At 59.5% G+C, this 17,922-nt stretch carries 16 protein-coding genes; all 16 read right to left on the bottom strand.

Features of this window, described 5'->3' with window-relative positions; all coding sequences use genetic code 11:
* Positions 1 to 6: 6 nt before the first annotated feature.
* Positions 7 to 555 carry an NADH-quinone oxidoreductase subunit NuoI gene (gene nuoI / locus JOE29_RS09120; protein ID WP_002554018.1) on the bottom strand — a complete coding sequence of 183 codons (549 nt, stop codon included), beginning with the start codon at positions 553 to 555 and terminating at the stop codon, positions 7 to 9.
* Positions 556 to 566: 11 nt separating this feature from the next.
* Positions 567 to 1,574: an NADH-quinone oxidoreductase subunit NuoH gene (gene nuoH / locus JOE29_RS09125; RefSeq protein WP_003317976.1), complete on the bottom strand. Its 1,008-nt coding sequence runs from the start codon at positions 1,572 to 1,574 to the stop codon at positions 567 to 569.
* Positions 1,571 to 4,288 (bottom strand): NADH-quinone oxidoreductase subunit NuoG, encoded by a 2,718-nt coding sequence (nuoG, locus tag JOE29_RS09130; protein ID WP_044313368.1) that lies wholly within the window; start codon positions 4,286 to 4,288, stop codon positions 1,571 to 1,573. The genes nuoH and nuoG overlap by 4 nt, the downstream gene beginning before the upstream one ends.
* A 136-nt stretch (positions 4,289 to 4,424) precedes the next feature.
* Entirely contained in the window at positions 4,425 to 5,783 is a 1,359-nt protein-coding gene (nuoF, locus tag JOE29_RS09135; RefSeq protein WP_003395689.1) for an NADH-quinone oxidoreductase subunit NuoF, read from the bottom strand.
* Positions 5,780 to 6,277: an NADH-quinone oxidoreductase subunit NuoE gene (gene nuoE, locus JOE29_RS09140; protein WP_002554014.1), complete on the bottom strand. Its 498-nt coding sequence runs from the start codon at positions 6,275 to 6,277 to the stop codon at positions 5,780 to 5,782. Before nuoE ends, nuoF begins: the two co-directional genes overlap by 4 nt.
* A 2-nt stretch (positions 6,278 to 6,279) precedes the next feature.
* Positions 6,280 to 8,061, bottom strand: a complete 1,782-nt coding sequence (gene nuoC / locus JOE29_RS09145) for an NADH-quinone oxidoreductase subunit C/D (protein ID WP_002554013.1) — start codon at positions 8,059 to 8,061, stop codon at positions 6,280 to 6,282.
* A 74-nt stretch (positions 8,062 to 8,135) separates the two neighbouring features.
* Positions 8,136 to 8,810, bottom strand: a complete 675-nt coding sequence (locus JOE29_RS09150) for an NADH-quinone oxidoreductase subunit B (protein WP_002554012.1) — start codon at positions 8,808 to 8,810, stop codon at positions 8,136 to 8,138.
* Between the two features lie 10 nt (positions 8,811 to 8,820).
* The gene (locus tag JOE29_RS09155) at positions 8,821 to 9,234 is read right to left on the bottom strand and encodes an NADH-quinone oxidoreductase subunit A (RefSeq protein WP_002554011.1); all 414 of its coding nucleotides are present in this window, start codon (positions 9,232 to 9,234) and stop codon (positions 8,821 to 8,823) included.
* A 463-nt stretch (positions 9,235 to 9,697) separates the two neighbouring features.
* Complete coding sequence (gene aceA / locus JOE29_RS09160; protein ID WP_016568452.1) at positions 9,698 to 11,023, bottom strand: isocitrate lyase; 1,326 nt, start codon at positions 11,021 to 11,023, stop codon at positions 9,698 to 9,700.
* A gap of 528 nt (positions 11,024 to 11,551) precedes the next feature.
* Positions 11,552 to 12,295, bottom strand: coding sequence for a secretin N-terminal domain-containing protein (locus JOE29_RS09165; RefSeq protein WP_210079415.1), 744 nt, complete (start codon positions 12,293 to 12,295; stop codon positions 11,552 to 11,554).
* A gap of 186 nt (positions 12,296 to 12,481) precedes the next feature.
* Positions 12,482 to 12,904 carry a GNAT family N-acetyltransferase gene (locus JOE29_RS09170; protein ID WP_003317965.1) on the bottom strand — a complete coding sequence of 141 codons (423 nt, stop codon included), beginning with the start codon at positions 12,902 to 12,904 and terminating at the stop codon, positions 12,482 to 12,484.
* On the bottom strand, positions 12,897 to 14,063 hold the full coding sequence (locus tag JOE29_RS09175) for a cupin domain-containing protein (RefSeq protein ID WP_003395693.1): 1,167 nt from the start codon (positions 14,061 to 14,063) through the stop codon (positions 12,897 to 12,899). The genes JOE29_RS09170 and JOE29_RS09175 overlap by 8 nt, the downstream gene beginning before the upstream one ends.
* A gap of 60 nt (positions 14,064 to 14,123) precedes the next feature.
* Positions 14,124 to 15,494, bottom strand: a complete 1,371-nt coding sequence (gene purB, locus JOE29_RS09180; protein WP_044313369.1) for an adenylosuccinate lyase — start codon at positions 15,492 to 15,494, stop codon at positions 14,124 to 14,126.
* 131 nt (positions 15,495 to 15,625) lie between these two features.
* Entirely contained in the window at positions 15,626 to 16,246 is a 621-nt protein-coding gene (hflD, locus tag JOE29_RS09185; RefSeq protein ID WP_003417603.1) for a high frequency lysogenization protein HflD, read from the bottom strand.
* On the bottom strand, positions 16,246 to 17,376 hold the full coding sequence (gene mnmA, locus JOE29_RS09190) for a tRNA 2-thiouridine(34) synthase MnmA (RefSeq protein WP_024649772.1): 1,131 nt from the start codon (positions 17,374 to 17,376) through the stop codon (positions 16,246 to 16,248). The genes hflD and mnmA overlap by 1 nt, the downstream gene beginning before the upstream one ends.
* Positions 17,377 to 17,436: 60 nt before the next feature.
* Positions 17,437 to 17,883: an NUDIX hydrolase gene (locus JOE29_RS09195; RefSeq protein WP_003317959.1), complete on the bottom strand. Its 447-nt coding sequence runs from the start codon at positions 17,881 to 17,883 to the stop codon at positions 17,437 to 17,439.
* Positions 17,884 to 17,922 lie beyond the last annotated feature (39 nt).

A 17,922-nucleotide genomic window follows, 5' to 3' on the forward strand; every position in this document is an offset into this window, starting at 1 on the left:
ACTTCCTTAAGGCAGCAAGCTCTTGACGTTGATCGGCTCGGCTTCGTTCTGTGCGGAGCCCTTGGGCTTGCCGCCGATGGCCATACCGGCAACGCGATAGAAGTTGTAGTCAGGGTTCTTGCCAGGTCCGGAGATCAGCAGGTCTTCCTTCTCGTACACCAGATCCTGACGCTTGAAGTCGGCCATCTCGAAGTCCGGCGTGAGCTGGATCGCGGTTGTCGGGCAGGCTTCTTCGCACAGGCCGCAGAAGATGCAGCGCGAAAAGTTGATGCGGAAGAAGTCGGGATACCAGCGTCCGTCCTCTGTCTCGGCCTTCTGCAGCGAAATGCAGCCGACCGGGCAGGCTACTGCACACAGGTTGCACGCCACGCAGCGCTCTTCACCATCGGGGTCGCGGGTCAGAACGATGCGGCCACGGTAGCGAGGAGGGAGATAAACCTGCTCTTCGGGGTATTGCAGGGTGTCGCGCTTGCGAAAGCCGTGGCCGAAGACCATGACCAGGCTGCGCAACTGGGTACCCGTACCCTTAACGATGTCACCAATATATTTGAACATGGGTCAAATCCTCACTGAACCGAGCCTGCCGGTGTGTTCAACAACACAATCGCAGCAGTCACCAGCAAATTGATCAGGGTCAGCGGCAGACAGAACTTCCAGCTGAAATCCATGACCTGGTCATAACGCGGGCGCGGGATGGAGGCGCGCAGCAGAATGAACAGCATGATGAAAAACGCGGTTTTCAAGGCGAACCAGAAGAATGCCAGCGATGGCAGAATGTCGAACGGGCCGTGCCAGCCGCCGAAGAACAGCGTCACCAGCAGCGCCGAGATCAAGATGATCCCGATGTATTCGCCCACAAAGAACATGCCCCATTTCATGCCGGCATATTCAATGTGGTAGCCGTCAGCCAGTTCCTGCTCGGCTTCCGGTTGGTCGAACGGGTGGCGGTGAGTCACCGCCACGCCTGCGATGAAGAACGTACAGAAGCCGAAGAACTGCGGAATGATGAACCACAGGTTCTGCGCCTGATATTCAACGATGTCGCGCATGTTGAACGAGCCGACCTGAACCACGATGCCCATCAGCGCAAGGCCCATGAACACTTCGTAGGAGACGGTTTGTGCCGAAGCACGCAGGCTGCCCAGCAGGGCGAACTTGTTGTTGCTCGACCAGCCGGCGAACAGCACCGCATACACGGACAGACCGGCCATGGCGAAGAAGAACAACAGACCGATGTTCAGGTCCGCGACGCCCCAGGTCGGGGTGATCGGGATGACCGCAAAGGCGATCAGCAAGGCGCTCATGGCAACCACCGGCGCCAGGGTGAAGATCACCTTGTCAGCGAACGGTGGGGTCCAGTCTTCCTTGAAGAACATCTTCAGCATGTCAGCTGCGATCTGGAACATGCCGAACGGACCCACGCGGTTCGGACCATAACGGTCCTGCCACCAGCCCAGCAAACGACGTTCGACGAAGCTCAACAAGGCACCGCCAACCACGACGCCCAGCAGCACCACGATGGCCTTGACCACTGCAATGATTGCGTCGATCACATCAGGGGTAAACCAGGTCATTGCGCTGCCTCCTGCAGACCGTCAACGGATTTGCCAAAGAGTGCTGGCGGAATGCCAGGCAGTCCTGCCGGCAATGCCACAAGGCCGGCGCCCAGTTCTTCGCTGATGCGCAACGGCAAGGTCAGCGTTTCGCCGCCGATGCTCAAGGAGAGCAGGGCACCGTCGTTGACGCCGAGACGATCGGCTTCGGACTTGGCCACTGCGACATAGGCCTGCGGGATGCGTTCCTGAACCGGCGCGGCCAGAGACGAGGTTTCGTCGCTGCCGAACAGGTGGAAGAACGGTACGACCTGCCAGGTGCCGCGCTCTGGAGAGAACGCGCGTGGCACGCTGGAGAACCACGACAGACCATCGCCCTGGCTTTCGATCAGGCGGGTGCCCGGGTCGCCGGCACGCAAGTGACCGCCGACTTCATCCTGAAACTTGTTCCAGGCCTGTGGCGAGTTCCAGCCCGGCGACCAGGCGAATGGCACCTGCTGACGAGGCTCGGCCGAGCCCGAGTAGCCTTCCATGGAGAACGAGAACGCGGTGTCGATGTCTTGCGAGGTGCGCGGCTCATGCACGCTGATGTTGGCTCGCATCGCGGTACGACCGCTATAACGCAGCGGTTCGCGAGCCAGTTTCAGGCCCTTGATGCGGAACGACGCAGACGGCGCGGCGTTGACGATACCCGCCAGTTGCGGCGTGCTGCCGGCGCAGGCTTCGGTGACGTGGTCGAGTTGCGTCCAGTCAACCGGCTTGTTCAGCAAGGTGGCACGCAGGGCATGCAACCAGCGCCAGCCTTCGTGGATCAGAATGCTGGCATCCAGATAGGTCGGATCGAAGACCTGGAAGAAGCGCTGGGCGCGGCCTTCCTGGCTGACCAGTGTGCCGTCGCCTTCAGCGAAGCTGGCAGCTGGCAGGATCAGGTGGGCGCGGTCGCTGGTCGGGGTTTTCTGATGGTCAGCGACGATCACGACCTTCGCAGCGCTCAGCGCGGCGTCGACGATCCTGGCGTCCACACGACGATACAAATCGTTTTCCAGCACCACGATAGCGTCGGCCTTGCCGGAGATCACGGCTTGCAGCGCGGCATCTACGGACTCGCCGCCGAACATCGCCAGGCCCATGCTGTTGGCTTCAGGCACGATCAGGCTGATCGAACCCTGCTTGTCGCGCAGTTTCAAGGCCTTGGCGATGTTGGCAGCAGCTTCGATCAGCGCTGTCGAACCCAGTGAACTGCCGGAAATGATCAGCGGTCGTTTGGCAGCCAGCAGTGCATCGGCAATGCGTTGCGCCAGTTCCAGCGCCTCGCTGTCCAGACCTTCGACGGCAGGTGCGCTGGCGTCCAGGGCATGGGCTACGGCAAAACCGATACGCGCCAGATCATCGGGCGCTGCATGTACGCATTCTTCTGCGACGTCATCGAGACGGGTCTCGGCGAGGCTGGCGATGAACAGCGGATTGAGCTCGTGCTGACCGATGTTCTTCACGGCCGCGTCGAGCCACGGCTGGACTTTCATCGCCGCTGCCATGTCTTCAGCCTTGCCTTTGACGGCCTGGCGCAAGCCCAGGGCCATGCGCGCCGCTGTCTGGGTCAGGTCTTCGCCGAGGACGAAGATGGCATCGTGATCTTCGATGTCGCGCAGGGTCGGGATCGGCAGCGGGCTGTCGTTCAGGACCTTGAGGATCAGCCTGATACGCTCCAGTTCACCGGCTTCGATACCGCTGTAGAAATGCTCGGCACCCACCAGCTCACGCAGCGCGTAGTTGCTTTCAAGGCTGGCGCGAGGAGAGCCGATACCGACGATGTTACGGCCGCGCAGCAGGTCCGCCGCCTTATCCAGCGCCTCGTCCAGGCTCAGTTTGACCTGACCGTCGACGAGCAATGGCTGACGCGGGCGATCCTTGCGGTTGACGTAGCCGTAGCCGAAACGTCCGCGGTCGCAGAGGAAGTACTGGTTGACCGAGCCGTTGTAACGGTTTTCGATGCGGCGCAATTCACCGTAGCGTTCACCCGGGCTGATGTTGCAGCCGCTGGAACAGCCGTGGCAGATGCTTGGAGAGAACTGCATGTCCCACTTGCGGTTGTAGCGCTCGGAGTGGGTCTTGTCCGTGAACACACCGGTCGGGCAGACCTCGGTGAGGTTGCCGGAGAACTCGCTTTCCAGCGTGCCGTCTTCAACGCGACCGAAGTACACGTTGTCATGGGCGCCGTAGACGCCTAGGTCGGTGCCGCCTGCGTAGTCTTTATAAAAGCGCACACAGCGATAACAGGCGATGCAGCGGTTCATCTCGTGCGCGATGAACGGCCCCAGCTCCTGATTCTGGTGGGTACGCTTGGTGAAGCGATAACGGCGCTCGTTGTGGCCGGTCATCACCGTCATGTCCTGCAGGTGGCAGTGACCGCCTTCCTCGCAGACCGGGCAGTCATGCGGGTGGTTGGTCATCAGCCATTCGACGACACTGGCCCGGAAAGCCTTGGACTCATCGTCTTCGATGGAAATCCAGGTGTTGTCGGTGGCTGGCGTCATGCAGGACATGACGATACGACCGCGGGTGTCGTTCTCGTCCGTGTACTGCTTGACCGCGCACTGGCGACAGGCGCCAACGCTGCCAAGGGCGGGGTGCCAGCAGAAATAAGGAATATCGAGGCCAAGCGACAGACATGCCTGTAACAGGTTGTCTGCACCATCGACTTCGAGCGCTTTGCCGTCTACGTGAATAGTAGCCATGGTTCAAAGGTCTTCGTTGGCCCGTTGTCAGCGGGCGTGGCTAATGGAATCTCGGTAGTACCCGTATCGTTCAGCCCGGAGGGCGTCAGCAGGTACGAGGACGGCAGCCCGAACAGCCGCCGACCGTTGTGTCTTGTTATGCGCCGACCACTGTCGGACTTTTGCCCGGAACGAGCGTGGTTGCACTGGCTGGCGCGATACCGGCTTCGAACTCGGAACGGAAATACTTGATCGCACTGCCCAAGGGTTCAACGGCGCCCGGTGCATGGGCACAGAAGGTCTTGCCAGGGCCGAGGAAATTGACCAGACCCAGCAGGGTTTCGATATCCCCCGGCTGACCCTGACCGTTCTCGATGGCGCGAAGCATTTTTACGCTCCATGGCAAACCGTCGCGGCATGGCGTGCAGAAGCCACAGGACTCCTGGGCGAAAAACTCTTCCATGTTGCGCAGCAGCGAGACCATGTTGACCGAATCGTCGACCGCCATCGCCAGTCCAGTACCCATCCGGGTGCCGACCTTGGCGATACCGCCTGCATACATCTGGGCGTCCAGATGCTCCGGCAGCAGGAAACCCGTACCGGCGCCTCCGGGTTGCCAGCACTTGAGCTTGAAGCCATCGCGCATGCCGCCGGCGTAGTCTTCGAACAGTTCGCGAGCCTGTACGCCGAAAGGCAGCTCCCACAAACCGGGGTTTTTGACCTTGCCGGAGAAACCCATCAGTTTGGTGCCGTGGTCTTCACTGCCTTCGCGGGCCAGCGACTTGTACCAGTCGTTGCCGTTGTTGACGATGGCAGGCACGTTGCACAGGGTTTCGACGTTGTTCACACAGGTCGGCTTGCCCCAAACGCCCACTGCAGCAGGGAAGGGCGGCTTGGAGCGCGGGTTGGCGCGGCGGCCTTCCAGCGAGTTGATCAGTGCGGTTTCTTCGCCGCAGATGTAGCGACCTGCACCGGTGTGCACGAACAGTTCGAAGTCGAAGCCGGTGCCGAGAATGTTCTTGCCCAGCAAACCGGCAGCCTTGGCTTCCGCCACTGCGCGATTGAGGTGCTTGGCCGCAGTGACGTATTCGCCGCGCAGGAAGATATAGCCGCGATAGGCTTTCAACGCGCGGGCACTGATCAGCATGCCCTCGACCAGCAGATGGGGCAGTTGCTCCATCAGCATGCGGTCTTTCCAGGTATTGGGCTCCATCTCGTCCGCGTTGCACAGCAGGTAGCGGATGTTCATGGACTCGTCTTTGGGCATCAGGCCCCACTTCACACCGGTGGGGAAGCCTGCGCCACCGCGGCCCTTGAGGCCGGAATCCTTGACCGACTGGACGATATCGTCAGGCGCCTGTTGCGTCAGCGCCTTGCGCGCTGCGGCATAGCCGTCCTTGGTCTGGTACTCGTCGAGCCAGACCGGCTCGCCGTCGTCGCGCAGACGCCAGGTCAGCGGATGGGTTTCTGCCGTGCGCGTAATGCGGTTGGCAGGGCCGAAGGAAGTGATGGTCATAGGTAACCCTCCAGCATCTTGGCAACGCCAGCAGGCTGTACATCGCCGAAAGTGTCGTCGTCGACCATCACGGCCGGCGCCTTGTCACAGTTGCCGAGGCAGCAGACCGGCAGCAGTGTGAAACGACCGTCGGCGGTGGTCTGACCCAAGCCGATGCCCAGTGAGCTCTTGATCTCGTCGACCACGTTTTCGTGGCCGCCGATGAAGCACACCATGCTGTTGCAGACGCGAATGATGTGACGCCCGACCGGCTGGCGGAAGATCTGGCTGTAGAAGGTAGCAACGCCTTCGACGTCGCTGGCGGGGATGCCCAGCAGGTCGCCGATCGCGTAAATGGCGCCGTCGGGCACCCAGCCGCGTTCCTTCTGAACAATTTTCAGGGCTTCGATGGACGCCGCGCGCGGGTCCTCGTAGTGATGCATCTCATGCTCGATGGCCGAGCGCTCGGTTTCGCTCAGGGCGAAACGGTCTGTCTGGATTAGCGGGCTATTCATGCTTAGCGGTCCACGTCGGCCATAACGAAATCGATACTACCCAGGTACGCGATCAAGTCCGCGACCATGCTGCCTTTGATCACCGAAGGGATCTGCTGCAGGTGCGGGTAACTCGGGGTGCGGATCCGGGTACGGTAGCTCATGGTGCCGCCGTCGCTCGTCAGGTAATAGCTGTTGATACCCTTGGTCGCTTCGATCATCTGGAAGGATTCGTTGGCCGGCATGACCGGGCCCCACGAAACCTGCAGGAAGTGCGTGATCAGGGTTTCGATGTGCTGCAGGGTGCGCTCTTTCGGCGGCGGCGTGGTCAGCGGGTGATCCGCCTTGTACGGGCCTTCCGGCATGTTGCGCATGCACTGGTCGATGATCTTGATGCTCTGGCGCATCTCTTCGACGCGGACCATGCAGCGGTCATAGGCATCGCCATTGGCAGCCAGCGGCACTTCGAATTCGAAGTTCTCGTAACCCGAGTAAGGGCGAGCCTTGCGCAGGTCGAAGTCGCAACCGGTGGAGCGCAGGCCTGCACCGGTGACGCCCCATTCGAGGGCTTCCTTGGTGTTGTACGCGGCAACGCCGACGGTACGACCCTTTAGGATGCTGTTCTGCAGCGCAGCCTTGGTGTATTCGTCGAGGCGCTTTGGCAGCCAGTCGACGAAGTCCTTGACCAGTTTTTCCCAGCCACGCGGCAGGTCGTGAGCGACCCCGCCGATGCGGTACCAGGCAGGGTGCAGACGGAAGCCGGTAATCGCTTCGATCACGGTGTAGGCTTTCTGGCGGTCGGTGAACGTGAAGAACACCGGTGTCATGGCGCCCACGTCCTGAATGTAGGTACCCAGGAACAGCAGATGACTGGTGATTCGGAAGAACTCGGCCATCATGATGCGGATCACGTCGACCTTCTCCGGCACCTTGATGCCTGCCAGCTTCTCGACCGAGAGCACATAAGGCAGGTTGTTCATCACCCCGCCCAGGTAATCGATACGGTCGGTGTAGGGAATGAAGCTGTGCCAGGACTGGCGCTCGGCCATTTTCTCGGCACCACGATGGTGGTAGCCGATGTCCGGAACGCAGTCGACGATTTCTTCGCCGTCCAGTTGCAGAATGATACGGAACGCACCGTGAGCAGAAGGGTGGTTCGGCCCCAGGTTGAGGAACATGTAGTCCTCGTTGGCGCCAGAGCGTTTCATGCCCCAGTCTTCCGGACGGAAGCGTGCTGCTTCCTCTTCCAGTTGCTGTTTGGCGAGGGTCAGGCTGTACGGGTCAAATTCCGTTGCACGGGCAGGGAAGTCCTTGCGCAGCGGGTGGCCTTCCCAGGTCGGCGGCATCATGATGCGGCTCAGGTGCGGGTGGCCTGGGAAGTCGATGCCGAACATGTCCCAGACTTCACGCTCGTACCAGTTGGCGTTGGGCCAGATGCTGGTAATCGTCGGTACGCTCAGATCGCTTTCGGAAAGCGCTACCTTGATCATCACGTCGCTGTTTCGCTCGATCGACAGCAGGTGATAGAACACGGTGAAGTCTGCGCCGGGCAGACCACGACGGTTTGTGCGCAGTCGCTCGTCCACGCCATGCAGGTCATACAGCATGGAGTAGGGCTTGGGCACGTTGCGCAGGAACGTCAGAATTTCAAACAGTCTGGCGCGCTCGACCCACAGCACGGGCATGCCGGTGCGAGTCGGCTGGGCGGTGAAAGCCTCGGCTCCAAAACGGTTATTCAGTTCAACGACGACATCTTGGTCGTCAGCCTTGTAAGGCGGGATGTACAGAGCGTTGTCTGCAGTCATAGGTCTCAATCACTTCGGTCAACGTACAGAATCAACCCCGGTTCTTGTCTTTTTTATAAGAAGAACGGGCTGGATCAGACTTCGTCGGGGCTGCGCAGGTTGGTCACCTGAATACGCTGTTCGCGGCGCTGTTCCTTTTGCGACGGCATCTCGGCGCGATACACGCCTTGATCGCCAACGACCCAGGAAAGAGGGCGACGCTCCTTGCCGATGGATTCCTGCAACAGCATCAAGCCTTGCAGAAACGCCTCGGGGCGGGGCGGGCAGCCGGGCACGTAGACATCCACGGGAAGGAATTTGTCCACCCCCTGGACCACTGAGTAGATGTCGTACATGCCACCGGAGTTGGCACACGAACCCATGGAAATGACCCACTTGGGTTCGAGCATTTGCTCGTAGAGACGCTGGATGATCGGCGCCATCTTGATGAAGCAGGTACCGGCAATAACCATGAAATCCGCCTGCCGTGGCGACGCCCGGATGACCTCAGCGCCAAAGCGCGCGATGTCGTGGGGTGCCGTGAAGGCGGTGGTCATTTCCACATAGCAGCACGACAGGCCGAAGTTGTAGGGCCACAGGGAGTTTTTACGTCCCCAGTTGACCGCACCGTTCAGCACGTCTTCCAGCTTGCCCATGTAGATGTTTTTGTGGACTTGATCTTCTAACGGATCGGAAACGGTTTCCCGTTTGCCGATGGGGTACTGCTCGTTAGGAGCGTCCGGGTCGATCCTGGTGAGATTATATTGCATCGCCAAAGCCTCATTGTTTCAGCTTCGCTTGCCGATTACGGCGACCTTCAGGAGCCCAGTCAAGAGCGCCAACCCGCCATAGGTAGACAAGACCTGCCAACAGAATTGCTATGAAAACGAGAGCTTCGACGAATCCGGTCCAGCCGCTTTCGCGGACGGACACAGACCAGGCAAAGAGAAAGAGGGCTTCAATGTCAAAGATCACGAAAAGCATCGCGACCAGATAGAATTTTGCGGAGAGACGCAGGCGCGCACTGCCGGTAGGCAGCATGCCGGATTCGAAAGGTTCGTTCTTGCTGCGGCCCCAGGCCTTGCTTCCGAGCAGGCTGGACAGACCGAGCATGAAGGCGCAAAGGCCGACAACACCCAAAAGGAAAATGGCGAAGCCCCAGTTATGGGCAATCAGACCTGTCGATTCGGGCATGCTGTCAGTCCTTGTTAGAGAGCAAAGGTCTCTGTGCTTGATAAAGAGTCGAGGCAGTGACGAAATGTCGCAGTGCGGTCAACGGATTGATTTTATGTGCAAACACTTGGCAAGTAAATTTTCTACATCAAATTTATTTACGGAATTAATTGCCCACGGCCTTTCACGGAGGCTGCAGGGCCTGCCAGACGGGCGTCAGCGGGGATTTCATTAATTATGTTTCTTGTGCACGAAATGTAAGGAAAGGCAATTTGAATGATAATTAATATCATTTGAAGGAGCCTTGATAGTTCAGCGTGCGGTAGTCGTCGCATAGTGGGTAACGGTACTGCTTATAAAGTGCGCCTTTTGTAGCATTCGCTCGGCAACTGCATATTGTCCGAAATCAATACCGGCACCTTCTGACACAAAACACAGACCGCCCTTACGGGCGGCCTGTCTTTTCAACGCGTTGCGCGGTGTATCAGTGGAATTGCTCTTCTTCGGTGGAGCCGGTCAGTGCGGTTACCGACGATACGCCGCCCTGGATCACGGTCGTCATGTCATCGAAATAGCCGGTACCCACTTCCTGCTGGTGGGCCACGAAGGTGTAGCCCTTGGCAGCGTCGGCGAACTCCTGTTCCTGCAGCTTCACGTAGGCGGTCATGTCATTGCGGGCGTAGTCGTGTGCCAGATTGAACATGCTGTGCCACATGTTGTGAATGCCTGCCAGGGTGATGAACTGGTGCTTGTAACCCATGGCCGACAGCTCGCGCTGAAATTTGGCAATGGTTGCGTCGTCGAGGTTTTTCTTCCAGTTGAAGGACGGCGAGCAGTTGTAGGACAGCAACTGGTCCGGGTATTCCTTTTTGATCGCTTCGGCGAAGCGGCGTGCCTCGTCCAGATCCGGTCTGGCTGTTTCGCACCAGATCAGATCGGCGTAGGGCGCGTACGCGAGGCCACGTGAGATGGCCTGATCGAGGCCGGCACGAACTTTATAGAACCCCTCATGAGTCCGTTCGCCGGTCACGAATGGCTTGTCGTACGGATCGCAATCGGATGTCAGCAAGTCGGCAGCGTTGGCGTCAGTCCGGGCCAGTATGATGGTCGGTACACCGGCCACGTCGGCGGCCAGGCGTGCTGCGACCAGTTTCTGTATGGCTTCCTGAGTCGGGACCAGCACCTTGCCGCCCATGTGGCCACATTTCTTCACTGAAGCCAGTTGATCTTCGAAGTGCACCCCGGCGGCACCGGCTTCGATCATGCTTTTCATCAGCTCATAGGCATTGAGTACACCGCCGAATCCGGCTTCCGCGTCTGCCACGATCGGTGCGAAGTAGTCGATATAGCCTTCGTCGCCCGGCGCCTTGCCGGCTTTCCACTGGATCTGGTCGGCACGGCGGAACGAGTTGTTGATGCGCTTGACCACGGTCGGCACCGAGTCGACCGGGTACAGCGACTGATCCGGGTACATGGACTCGGCAGAGTTGTTGTCGGCAGCGACCTGCCAACCGGACAGGTAGATGGCCTGAATACCGGCCTTGACCTGCTGCACGGCCTGGCCGCCAGTGAGGGCACCCATGCAATTGACGAAATCCTTGTCCGGTCGAAAGGACGGTTTGGCACCCTGGGTCACCAGATTCCACAGCTTGTCTGCACCCAGTCGTGCAAAGGTGTGTTCGGGTTGAACCGAGCCGCGCAGGCGGACCACATCTGCAGCGGAGTAAGTACGGGTCACGTTTTTCCAGCGCGGATTTTCAGCCCAGTCTTTCTCGAGAGCCGCTATTTGTTGTTCGCGTGTCAGTGCCATGGTGATAAACCTCTAGAAGTAGGTCTCGTTGGAAAGTCCTGCTCCGCCAAAACGCCTCGTTTATCGAAGGCACGGTAGATGGCTGCTCGCTGATCCGGGGCTTTGCTTGAAGCCGCACGTTACGTGGGTCGCGACAGGTGAACGATGTGCTCGAGGGGAGAGCCGGCGTCCGGACATGAGGCTGTCAGGTGGACAGTCGGGCCTGCAGTGGCGTTGTGCATCACCGTCGGCCTTGCCGGGTTACCGTTTACGCTTCCGTCCCTCGGGACAACTTCGTTCCAGTCGCAACCTCGTCAAACTGCCTTGTGGGCGGTGCGGACACGAATCGGCTCTGCGGGGTGTGTGAGAGCGGCGACTCGAAGACTCTTTGCAAAGCCTCTGATTAGCGGGAGCGAGGCAATCATGCCTCGCACTTCCGGGGGGCGTCAAACGTTTTGTAGTGCTTTTTTTAAATCACTACATATTTGTTAAAAGTCGACCGGCCAGTCATCAAAAGGCCCGTAAGTATTGGGTTTTCACCCATACAGGCTATTCGAGGGTTTCGACCTTTACGCGCAAAATCATATCGTCACGACCCTGGGTGGAATAGCGCTGCGCCAGGCCGTTCTGATCGGCGACGGATTCGTTGCTATTGCTCGCCAGCGTGATCCATTCTCCCAGCCTGCCACTCACCTGGCTGTCGGTACTCTGCACTTTGACGGCGTCAGGGCGCTCCTGGCTCATGCGGTCATGATTGGTGCTGATGCTCAGGTGAACCGTGTCGCCGGTCACGCTGGCCGTGACGTAAAACCCCTGAGTTACATTGCGGTACTCGGTGTCGCTTCGCGAGTATCCGTACGCGTCCGTGGATGAGGAGGTCAGTGGCACGCTCTGGCCAACCTGAATGAGTGCAGGGGTTCCTTCGCTGGTTTGTACTTGTTGCACGCCGCCTTCACGGCTGGCGGTACCGTACTCGATCACTCGCGAGCCTCTGCTGTTGCGCGTCGCGCTGTCGCTGGTGTCAACGCTGATCAGCAAGCGTTTCGGTGCGGTATCGAGTTGCGAGATCAAGGCGCGAAGTTCTTCGATCTTGCGTGACTCTGCATTCACGATCAGTTGATTGCCGTAGGCGCTGACGGTGCCTTCGTCCCCCAGAAAGGATTTGGCGACCGGCAATAGATCGGCACTGGTGCGGTAGTTGAGCGGGACGACTTCGGTCGCTGCGAAGACGTGAGCGCTGAAGACGATCAGCATCGAGGTGAGCGCTGCATTGAGCAAGTTGCGTACTGACATGTTCATTCTCCGCGGTAAGCGCGTAAAGCATGATTGTGCCACTGTGTCGGCTGCAGGCAATCAAGCTGAATGGTCAGGCATAAAAAAGCCCTGCCGCTTTTCGGTTCGACCTTGAGAGGGTCTAGCGAAAAAGGGCAGGGCGATCATTATGTAGTGCCGCAGTGAGCGCCTACATAATCGCGCTGATCACGCTTCGCGGAGCATATCAACGTGTGGCAGGCCGGCTTCGAGAAACTCGTCGCTGATAACCGAAAAGCCGAAGCGCTGATAAAACTCGACGGCCTGCACCTGAGCGCTCAGCTTGAGCGGCTTGAGGCCACGCTGTTCAGCTTCATGGATCACGGCACCCAACAGAGCCTCGCCGACCTTGAGGCCACGCCAGTCTCTCAGGACTGACAAGCGGCCGATCTCGCCATCGGGCAGCAGTCGGGCAGTGCCCACCGCATATTCACCTTCGTACGCAAGAAAGTGCACGGCACCTGCGTCTTCGGCATCCCACTCCAGTTCCGGCGGCACCGATTGTTCGGCAATGAATACCGAATCGCGTATGCGCCGGATATCGGCGTTGTTCTTCTGCCATTGGGCGACAGCTACAGTGACTTTATTCATCGGCAAATCCCAGGCTTCCTTGTTTTACGAGTTCGCAAAGCAAATTGCGCCCCTCGTCATCGGCCAACCATTGGCCAAGGTTTTCGCTGTGCAACGCATCGGCGGCACAGATCAGTTTGAGCAGGTCACGCAGGCTGCCCGGCAGCAGACGGCTCTGGCCACTGGCAAACAGTAGCAGATCGTCATCGACTTCAGACCAGGCCAGCCGTGCGCTCGGGTTACGAATCAGCACCGCGCCCTGCTCGAGGCTGTCGAGCAGGTCCTGTTCTTCCAGCTCAGGGCCGGTCACCAGTTCCGGGTAGCGCGGCTCGGTCATGAACTGGCCGAACCAGGTCAGCAGCAGGCGTTCGTCACTCATGTGCTCGGCCAGCAGCGTTTTCAGGCGATCGAGCGCGTCATGCTGGATCTGATGAGGGTCGCTGACCGGCTGGGCGTCAGCATCGGTATAGCGCTCTTCATCCGGGATGAACTGGCTGAGGAAGTCGGTGAAGTGAGTCAGGACTTCGGCAGCGCTTGGCGCCCGGAAACCGACCGAGTAGGTAAGGCAGTCGTCGACGGCGACGCCGCAGTGCGCTAGACGTGGCGGCAGATAAAGCATGTCGCCCGGTTCCAGCGTCCACTCTTCGGTCTTCTCGAATTCGGCAAGGATGCGCAGGTCGGCATGCTGCAGCAACGGGCTTTCCGCATCGCACATCTGGCCGATCTGCCAGTGCCGTTTGCCATGTCCCTGAAGCAGGAATACATCATAGTTGTCGAAATGCGGACCGACGCTGCCGCCAGGGGCTGCGTAGCTGATCATCACGTCGTCAATCCGCCAGCTGGGCAGAAAACGGAAGTTTTCCAGCAGCTCGCTGACCTCCGGGACGAATTGGTCCACGGCCTGGACCAGCAGCGTCCAGTCGCGCTCGGGCAGCTTGCTGAACTCGTCTTCAGCGAACGGGCCGCGACGCAGCTCCCATGGGCGCTCGCCGTTTTCGATGACCAGGCGCGACTCCACTTCTTCTTCCAGGGCGAGGCCGGCAAGCTCGTCCGCGTCGATCGGGCTTTGAAAGTCCGGCAGAGCCTGGCGGATCAGCAGCGGTTTTTTCTGCCAGTAGTCACGCAGGAAAACGCGAGCACTGATGCCGCCCAGAAGTTGCAGAGGAATATCAGGATTCATGTGTAAGCCCTTGAAATGAAAACGCCCGGCACAGCCGGGCGTGTGCAATTTTTTTGCGTGTCAGATGCGCTTGGCCTGAGCGGCTGCGTTACCGATGTAATTGGCCGGCGTGAGCTTCTTGAGCTCGGCCTTGGCTTCGGCAGGCATGTCCAGGCCGTCGATGAAAGTCTGCAACGCTTCAGGACCGATGCCCTTGCCGCGTGTCAGTTCTTTCAGTTTTTCGTATGGGTTTTCGATGTTGTAACGACGCATGACAGTCTGAATCGGCTCTGCCAGAACTTCCCAGCATGCGTCCAGATCGGCGGCAATGCGCTGTTCGTTCAGTTCCAGCTTGCTGATGCCCTTGAGGCTGGCTTCGTAGGCAATGACGCTGTGGGCAAAGCCGACGCCCAGATTGCGCAGCACGGTGGAGTCGGTCAGGTCACGCTGCCAGCGAGACACAGGCAACTTGCTCGCCAGGTGCTGGAACAGTGCGTTGGCGATGCCCAGATTGCCTTCGGAGTTTTCGAAGTCAATCGGGTTGACCTTGTGCGGCATGGTCGAGGAGCCGATTTCGCCAGCGATGGTGCGCTGCTTGAAATAGCCCAGCGAGATGTAGCCCCAGATGTCGCGGTCGAAGTCGATCAGGATGGTGTTGAAGCGCGCAATGGCATCGAACAGCTCGGCAATATAGTCGTGCGGTTCGATCTGCGTGGTGTAGGGGTTGAAGCCCAGGCCCAGCTCGTCTTCGATGAAGGCGCGCGCGTTGGCTTCCCAGTCGATGTCTGCGTAGGCAGAGAGGTGGGCATTGTAGTTGCCGACTGCGCCGTTGATCTTGCCGAGCAACGGGACTGCCGCGATCTGGCTGATCTGACGCTCAAGGCGGTAGACAACGTTGGCCAGTTCCTTGCCCAGTGTGGTCGGGGAGGCGGGCTGGCCGTGGGTACGGGACAGCATCGGCACGTCTGCGAAGCGAATCGCCAGCTCGCGGATAGCGTCGGCGATCTGACGCATCAGCGGCAGCACGACAGTGTCGCGGCCCTCGCGCAGCATCAATGCGTGAGACAGGTTGTTGATGTCTTCGCTGGTGCAGGCGAAGTGGATGAACTCGCTGACCTTTTCCAGCTCTGGCAATTTGGCAGCCTGCTCCTTGAGCAGATACTCCACAGCCTTCACGTCATGATTGGTGGTGCGCTCGATTTCCTTGACTCGCTCGGCATGCTCCACGGAGAAGTCTTCGGCCAGGGTATCCAGGATGGTGTTGGCTTGCGCGGAGAAGGCCGGGACCTCGGTGATCTGCGGGTGAGCCGCAAGACGCTGGAGCCAGCGAACTTCAACCATCACGCGGAAACGGATCAGGCCGTATTCGCTGAAAATAGGGCGCAAGGCCTGGGTTTTGCCGGCGTAGCGGCCATCAACAGGGGAAACCGCAGTGAGCGAAGAAAGCTGCATGGGATGCTCTCGGACAGTCGGGCGACGAAAAGGGCGCATATCATACATGAAAAGTCAGTCGGACCGGAGTCCGCCGACCAGCGTAGACAGCGTCGTGCCTGGGGTGGTGAAGGTCATTGGCGCGCGGCGGGTCAGCCGTGCAGCAATGGATAAAGTTCTTTCAACAACTTGCGGCGGCTGAACACCAGTTGCCAGCGATGACCGCCAACTTGCCGCCACAGGCGGGCAGAGCGAATACCGGCCAGCAGAATGCCGCGAATCTTCGAGGCATTATTCGGCTGCTGCAGATTACGCATGTCGCCTTGTACCTGAATGCGCTGGCGCAAGGTGCTCAGGGTGTCCTGATACAGCGCGCCGGTCGCGGCAATCACGTTCTCGTGGGCGATGCCAAAATGCTCGACCTGTGATTGAATCACCGGAATGCGTTTGCCGATCACTTCAAGCAGGTCATCGCGCTTGGCCAGCTGACGCTCGAGGCCGAGCATCGACAGGGCGTAGCGCAATGGCTCGCGTTGCAAGGTTGCCGGGTCGCGCTCCAGGGCGCTGGCCATGGCGCGATAGCCTTCGTGCAGGTTGAGATCGTCGCCGCCGAAGACGTCCAGTGTGTCCTTGGGGTCGACCACCAGCAGGCTGCCGAGCATGCAGCTCAGGGCCGCTTCGCTGATCTGACCGGTCTTGGCGATCCGGTCGACCAGCACGGCGGCCTGGAATACACCGCCCAGAGCGATCAGTTGTTCCTGAGTCGGGCTCATCAACGCTTGTCCTTGCTGGTCCAGGGTTCGGCAATTTCGATCACGCCGCCGCCCAGACAGATTTCGCCGTCGTAGAACACCACAGACTGGCCGGGAGTGACGGCGCGTTGCGGGTCATCGAATGTGGCGCGATAACCGTCTGCGGTTTTTTCCAGCGTGCATGGCTGGTCGCCCTGACGATAACGGACCTTCGCGGTGAGCCTGCGCGGGCTGCTCAGATCGATCGGGTTGACCCAATAGATTTCCGAAGAGACCAGCGCACGGGAAAACAGCCAGGGGTGATCGTTACCCTGACCGACAATCAGTTCGTTGTTGTCCAGGTCCTTGACCAGCACGTACCACGGATCATCGCTGGCATCCTTGAGACCGCCGATGCCCAGACCCTGACGCTGGCCGATGGTGTGGTACATCAGGCCGCTGTGACGACCGATGACTTCACCTTCGGTGGTCTTGATTTCGCCGGGCTGGGCGGGCAGGTACTGACGCAGAAAATCAGTGAAGCGGCGTTCGCCAATGAAGCAGATTCCGGTGGAATCCTTCTTCTTGGCAGTGGCCAGGCCGTGCTTTTCGGCAATGGCGCGCACTTCCGGTTTTTCCAGCTCGCCAACCGGGAACAGGGTGCGGGCAATCTGCTCGCCGCCAACGGCGTGCAGGAAGTAGCTCTGATCCTTGTTCGGGTCCAGGCCCTTGAGCAGCTCGGTACGTCCATCGATATCACGGCGGCGTACGTAATGGCCTGTAGCAATAAGGTCGGCGCCGAGCATCAGTGCGTAGTCGAGAAACGCCTTGAACTTGATTTCGCGGTTACACAGGATGTCCGGGTTCGGCGTGCGCCCGGCCTTGTACTCTTCAAGGAAGTGCTCGAAGACGTTGTCCCAGTACTCGGCCGCGAAGTTGGCCGTGTGCAGCTTGATGCCGATCTTGTCGCACACGGCCTGGGCATCTGCCAGGTCTTCGCGGGCGGTGCAGTATTCCGTTCCGTCGTCTTCTTCCCAGTTCTTCATGAACAAGCCTTCCACCTGATAACCCTGCTCCATGAGCAGTACGGCGGAAACGGAAGAGTCCACGCCGCCGGACATGCCGACTATGACGCGCTTCATTTCTGAGTTCGAGGGGGCTGGATCACGCATGGGGATTCAACGGCTGACCTGTAAAAGGACGCGATTCTATCAGGCTGAGGGCGTCGAGTCTCACGCCTTGTCGCGCAGCAGGTCGAGACTGAAATGTTCACCATCGAGGTAGTCGTCCAGGCAGCGCAATACCAGCTCGCTGCGCCAGCGCTCCTGCTGGGCTACCAGTTCATCGCGAGTCAGCCAGACTGCGCCGACGATGCCTTCATCGAGTTGATATTCCGGATGGTGGCGCAGGGCCTTGGCGGCAAAGCAGATTCGCTGGTAGGTCACGCCATTGCTCGGTGCGGTGTACAGGTAGATGCCCACCACGCTAGTCAATTCGACGTCCCAGCCGGTTTCTTCCAGGGTTTCACGCACTGCAGCGCGTTGCAGGCTCTCGTTCGGGTCGAGGTGCCCGGCGGGTTGGTTGAGTACGGCGCGTCCGCCTTTGATTTCTTCGACGAACAGAAAGCGGCCTTGATCTTCGACGATGGTGGCGACGGTAACGTGGGCTTGCCAGGTCATGATAATGGTCTCTTTGCTGGGGATTGAGTCAGCCGTAAC

This window comes from Pseudomonas sp. PvP009 (genome assembly GCF_017832995.1).
GTDB lineage: Bacteria > Pseudomonadota > Gammaproteobacteria > Pseudomonadales > Pseudomonadaceae > Aquipseudomonas > Aquipseudomonas syringae.

Coding starts and splice junctions, on each gene's coding strand:
- JOE29_RS09195 (WP_003317959.1), bottom strand. CDS start 17,883: ATGACCTGGCAAGCCCACGTTACCGTCGCCACCATCGTCGAAGATCAA.
- hflD (WP_003417603.1), bottom strand. CDS start 16,246: ATGAGCCCGACTCAGGAACAACTGATCGCTCTGGGCGGTGTATTCCAG.
- nuoH (WP_003317976.1), bottom strand. CDS start 1,574: ATGACCTGGTTTACCCCTGATGTGATCGACGCAATCATTGCAGTGGTC.
- JOE29_RS09170 (WP_003317965.1), bottom strand. CDS start 12,904: ATGAATAAAGTCACTGTAGCTGTCGCCCAATGGCAGAAGAACAACGCC.
- purB (WP_044313369.1), bottom strand. CDS start 15,494: ATGCAGCTTTCTTCGCTCACTGCGGTTTCCCCTGTTGATGGCCGCTAC.
- nuoG (WP_044313368.1), bottom strand. CDS start 4,288: ATGGCTACTATTCACGTAGACGGCAAAGCGCTCGAAGTCGATGGTGCA.
- nuoF (WP_003395689.1), bottom strand. CDS start 5,783: ATGACCATCACTTCCTTCGGCCCTGCCAACCGCATTACGCGCACGGCA.
- JOE29_RS09150 (WP_002554012.1), bottom strand. CDS start 8,810: ATGCAATATAATCTCACCAGGATCGACCCGGACGCTCCTAACGAGCAG.
- nuoC (WP_002554013.1), bottom strand. CDS start 8,061: ATGACTGCAGACAACGCTCTGTACATCCCGCCTTACAAGGCTGACGAC.
- nuoE (WP_002554014.1), bottom strand. CDS start 6,277: ATGAATAGCCCGCTAATCCAGACAGACCGTTTCGCCCTGAGCGAAACC.
- nuoI (WP_002554018.1), bottom strand. CDS start 555: ATGTTCAAATATATTGGTGACATCGTTAAGGGTACGGGTACCCAGTTG.
- JOE29_RS09175 (WP_003395693.1), bottom strand. CDS start 14,063: ATGAATCCTGATATTCCTCTGCAACTTCTGGGCGGCATCAGTGCTCGC.
- aceA (WP_016568452.1), bottom strand. CDS start 11,023: ATGGCACTGACACGCGAACAACAAATAGCGGCTCTCGAGAAAGACTGG.
- JOE29_RS09165 (WP_210079415.1), bottom strand. CDS start 12,295: ATGTCAGTACGCAACTTGCTCAATGCAGCGCTCACCTCGATGCTGATC.
- JOE29_RS09155 (WP_002554011.1), bottom strand. CDS start 9,234: ATGCCCGAATCGACAGGTCTGATTGCCCATAACTGGGGCTTCGCCATT.
- mnmA (WP_024649772.1), bottom strand. CDS start 17,376: ATGCGTGATCCAGCCCCCTCGAACTCAGAAATGAAGCGCGTCATAGTC.